At 61.8% G+C, this 3,917-nt stretch carries 5 protein-coding genes; 4 read left to right on the plus strand and 1 reads right to left on the minus strand.

Features of this window, described 5'->3' with window-relative positions; all coding sequences use genetic code 11:
* On the minus strand, positions 1–205 hold a 205-nt coding region (locus NET03_RS13290; RefSeq protein ID WP_252129373.1), incomplete at its 3' end, for an alcohol dehydrogenase catalytic domain-containing protein.
* A 278-nt stretch (positions 206–483) separates the two neighbouring features.
* Between NET03_RS13290 and mftA the strand changes: the two genes are divergently transcribed.
* The 4 genes from mftA (at position 484) to mftF (ending at position 3,664) form a co-directional block, all read left to right on the plus strand.
* Positions 484–642 (plus strand): mycofactocin precursor MftA, encoded by a 159-nt coding sequence (gene mftA, locus NET03_RS13295; RefSeq protein WP_252128954.1) that lies wholly within the window; start codon positions 484–486, stop codon positions 640–642.
* On the plus strand, positions 627–917 hold the full coding sequence (gene mftB, locus NET03_RS13300) for a mycofactocin biosynthesis chaperone MftB (RefSeq protein WP_252128955.1): 291 nt from the start codon (positions 627–629) through the stop codon (positions 915–917). The genes mftA and mftB overlap by 16 nt, the downstream gene beginning before the upstream one ends.
* Complete coding sequence (gene mftC / locus NET03_RS13305; RefSeq protein WP_252128956.1) at positions 907–2,004, plus strand: mycofactocin radical SAM maturase; 1,098 nt, start codon at positions 907–909, stop codon at positions 2,002–2,004. The genes mftB and mftC overlap by 11 nt, the downstream gene beginning before the upstream one ends.
* A 91-nt stretch (positions 2,005–2,095) precedes the next feature.
* Entirely contained in the window at positions 2,096–3,664 is a 1,569-nt protein-coding gene (gene mftF / locus NET03_RS13310) for a mycofactocin biosynthesis glycosyltransferase MftF (protein ID WP_252128957.1), read from the plus strand.
* The last annotated feature ends 253 nt before the right edge of the window (positions 3,665–3,917 follow it).

A 3,917-nucleotide genomic window follows, 5' to 3' on the forward strand; every position in this document is an offset into this window, starting at 1 on the left:
TCTCAACGATGCCGGCGCCCTCGTGGCCGGGGACAATGGGGTAGCGGGCAGGGTGATCGCCGGTCGCGAAGTGCCAGTCAGAGTGACAGATGCCGGTCGCAACCATTTTGACGAGGACTTCTCCAGCCTTGGGTTCATCCAGTTCCAATTCTTCAACACTAAACGTCTTGGTGGGACCATGCAGCACAGCTGCCCGCGTCTTCATAGGCTCCCCCTTTCGCAACATCTCCGACTGACCAGAATCCTCTCATTGATTGTTGAGTGAGAGAGAACTAGTTTTGTTCAAAGTATAGCAGATAATCGAATGGCTGTCAACCCTTCCGTGCACGGGCGAGAAGGGGATTCACCGACATAGGTTCCGGGTAAATAGAGACTTTCCTCGGAAGACGAGCGTTGACACCTTCGAGACGCCTGGATATACTCCGGCTGACATTCCGAACATGTTGGGTGGTTAGGGAAATGCGCGGAGAAGGGAGCGGAAAGATGGAGCCGATGGTGGAGGTGCTGGTGGAGGAGCCGAAGACGGTGGTTGAGGAGCAGTCGGCTGCGACGCTCTCGGCCGAGACAGAGGAGTCAGCCGAGCAGCTGGTGGAGATGCTGCTCGCGGAGATCACGATCGACGGCATGTGCGGGGTGTACTGATCGAGTCGGTGCGCTGGGAGAACCGCACGAGGCTTGCCCGGACCGCGGCGCTCCGGCCGGAGCCGTTTGGGGCGCTGGCCTATACCTACCATGAGCGCCGATTATTCTTTATCCCGCCCTGGCTTGTTCCCTTTGTCGAGGGTACTGGGAATGAGACAATCGCCGAGGTGGCGCAGCGCCTGCGGGCAGCGGGCATCCTGCCAGAGGACGCGGGAGAAAAGATCCTGCCGCTCCTGGAGGGGCTGCGTCGCAGGGGGGTCATCGATGTGGACTGACGTGCTGCGTCGTGGGTTGAATGCGCCGATCTGCTTGACCTGGGAAATTACCTACGCCTGCAACTTCAACTGCGTGCACTGTTTGTCCTCGTCTGGCAAGCGCGCGCCCGATGAATTGACGACGGAGGAGGCCAAGCGGCTGATCGATGAGTGGGCCGCATTGCGGGTCTTCTACATCAACGTTGGGGGTGGAGAGCCGCTTGTTCGTCCTGACTTCTTCGAGCTGATGGAGTATGCAATCGCGCGCGGGATCGGCGTGAAGTTCAGTACCAATGGGAGCCTGATTGACGAGTCTGTCGCAGACTGGATCGTGCGGACACCATATCTCGACGTCCAGATCAGTCTCGATGGGGTGACTCCAGAGGTGAATGATGCGATCCGAGGCGCAGGATCGTATGCGTTGGCACGGCGAGCGATGGAGCTCCTGGCAGCACGCCGGTTCCCCTTTAAGATCAATGTTGTGTTGACGCGACGGAACTTCGAGCAACTCGAGGACTTCTACGCGCTCGCCAAGTCGTATGGAGCACAACTCCGGGTAACACGCCTACGACCATCGGGGCGCGGGCGCGAGGTGTGGCATGAACTCCGCTTGACCCGAGCCCAGAGTCGCCAACTGTACAGTTGGCTCGTCAATCATCCCGATGTGTTGACAGGAGACTCGTTCTTCCATCTCTCGGCGCTGGGGCGGCCGCTGGAGGGGCTGAATCTCTGCGGAGCCGGTCGGATCGTCTGTTGTGTCGATCCACGCGGTGACGTCTATGCCTGCCCCTTCGTCCTGACTGAGGAGTTCAAGGCAGGGAATGTCCGTGAGCGCTCGTTTACCGAGATCTGGCGTGATTCGCCGCTCTTCCAGCGATTACGTGAGTGGGAGGCTGGCTCAACCTGCCAAGCGTGCTCCGCGTATTCCCGCTGCCAGAGCGGGTGCTTCGCGGTGAAGTACTTCACCGGAACGCCGCTGGATGCACCAGATCCCGAGTGTGTCTTTGCGCCCGAGACTGGACCGACCGATATCGTTCTGCCGCTGCGTTTGCACCCGCGTCCGGTTCGGAGCCCACGACGGGTCGCAGTCACGCCGGCAGCGCAGTGACCTCCGCAGTCGTCCAAGGTGAGGAGCGGAACGCTCACGGTCCTTCCACCTTGGTCGGCTCAGGTGAGCGGTGAGGGGCACGAAGTCATCCGTGAGAGTCCGCAGCCAAGATGACGGAGAAGCTCCACAGTGGCATCCTGACGGTGCGGTGACGATCACAGCCCGTTGTTACATCGATCCTTCTGCGCGCTGTCTCGCCCAAGGCGAGACGGTGTGGATTGTGGCCGACCGACCACTCCGCGCATGGCGAGTGCATCCCAAGGTTGGCCGCCTGCTCGAAGCACTCCGGATGAATCCGGACGTGGAGCATGCGTTGCGGACTGTTCCAGGACTGCGACGCGAGCTGGCGCTGGAGCTCCTGGAGCGGTTCGCCGATGAGGGACTTGTGCGCTTGGAGTGGAGCGTTTCGGAGGATGTGTTGCCACCAGTAACCGTCGTGATTCCCGTGCGCAACCGGCCGCGGCAGCTCCAGGCATGTCTGGCCGCGCTGGAGCGGCTGGATTATCCGCATGATCGGCTGGAGGTTCTCGTCGTCGATGACGCTTCGACGGACGAAACACCAGAGCGCGCTGCGGCATGGTGCGGGCGGCTCCCCCTGCGCGTGATCCGTATGCCAGTCCGCGTGGGAGCGGCTGAGTGTCGCAACCAAGGGGCTGCAGCGGCACAAGGGGAGATCGTCGCCTTCACCGATAGCGACTGTCTACCGCATCCGTACTGGTTGCAAGCACTCGTTGTGGAGTTTGTCCGCCCGAGCGTAGCAGCGGTGGGAGGTGCCGTTCTGCCGGCGGATGAGCAGAGCTGGCTTGATCGGTACGAAGCGGTGCAATCGCCGTTGACACATGGGCCAGTACCGGCCCGGGTGCGGCCGCGCGGTGCAGTGCCGTATCTGGCAACAGCGAACGTGCTGATGCGGCGACGAGTCCTCCTCGAGTTAGGTGGCTTCGCACGTATCCATCCTGGTGAGGATGTGGATCTCATTTGGCGGCTCTGCGAGCAGGGCTGGCGGGTGCTGTACCGTCCGAATGGGGTAGTCTACCACGACCACCGTGACCGTCTTTGGCCGTTCTTGCGTCGTCGAGTGGCCTACGCGACGTCGGAAGTTGTGCTTGTCGAGCGACATCCTGCCTACCGGCATGTGCTCACCCTCCCTCTTGCCCTGCTGATGAGCGTCGGTTGGGCTTTGGCGAGCTGGCGTCGTGGACGATGGCTCCCGGTGTTCGCGCTGCTGCCAATACTGGCGGAGCTGGTGAGTGCGATGAGAAGCGTACGGCACGCGGGAGCACCAATTGGTACTGGGCGTCTCTTACAAGGGGAACTCCGGGGAACGGCAGCAGCAGTCTATTGGGTGGGAAGAACAGTAAGTCGATACTACAGCTGGGCAGCACTGATCACCGGAGCGCTCACGCGGCGCAGGGGCGTGGGCCAGTGGCTGCTTGCCCTGGTGGTGATGAGTCTGACTGGAACAGCAGTGGTCGACTATGTCCGCAAGCGACCGCGTCTTGATCTGGTCCGCTTCGTTCTCGCGCACATACTTGACGATCTTGCGAACAACGCAGGGCTTCTGGCTGGCTGCCTACGCTACCGAACAGTGCGTCCCATGCTTGTCGCACTTTCGTTCTACCGGCCACGTGGGGCGCCACGTCGGGAGCGGAGCCGCTAGGTCGCGGGTACCGAGTTCACGGACCGTCGGCGCAGGTGCGTCCTGGCCAACACGCAAAGCTTGTGTGGAACCGACTTCGTCATGCGACTTCGAGCATCCCGTGGTTCTGCTCGGTCAGGACTGGGGGCGGCAGATTACTCTGTGCGCTCCCTATTGTGCCGTGGCGTCGCGCCAGCCTGCGAGACCGCGGGGGAGGTGCAACGCCACTGCCCATCACCGGAGTGTCGGTTAGTCGAAGAGGATGACACCGCGG

It is taken from the genome of Thermomicrobium sp. CFH 73360, from assembly GCF_023806465.1.
Taxonomy (GTDB): domain Bacteria; phylum Chloroflexota; class Chloroflexia; order Thermomicrobiales; family Thermomicrobiaceae; genus Thermomicrobium.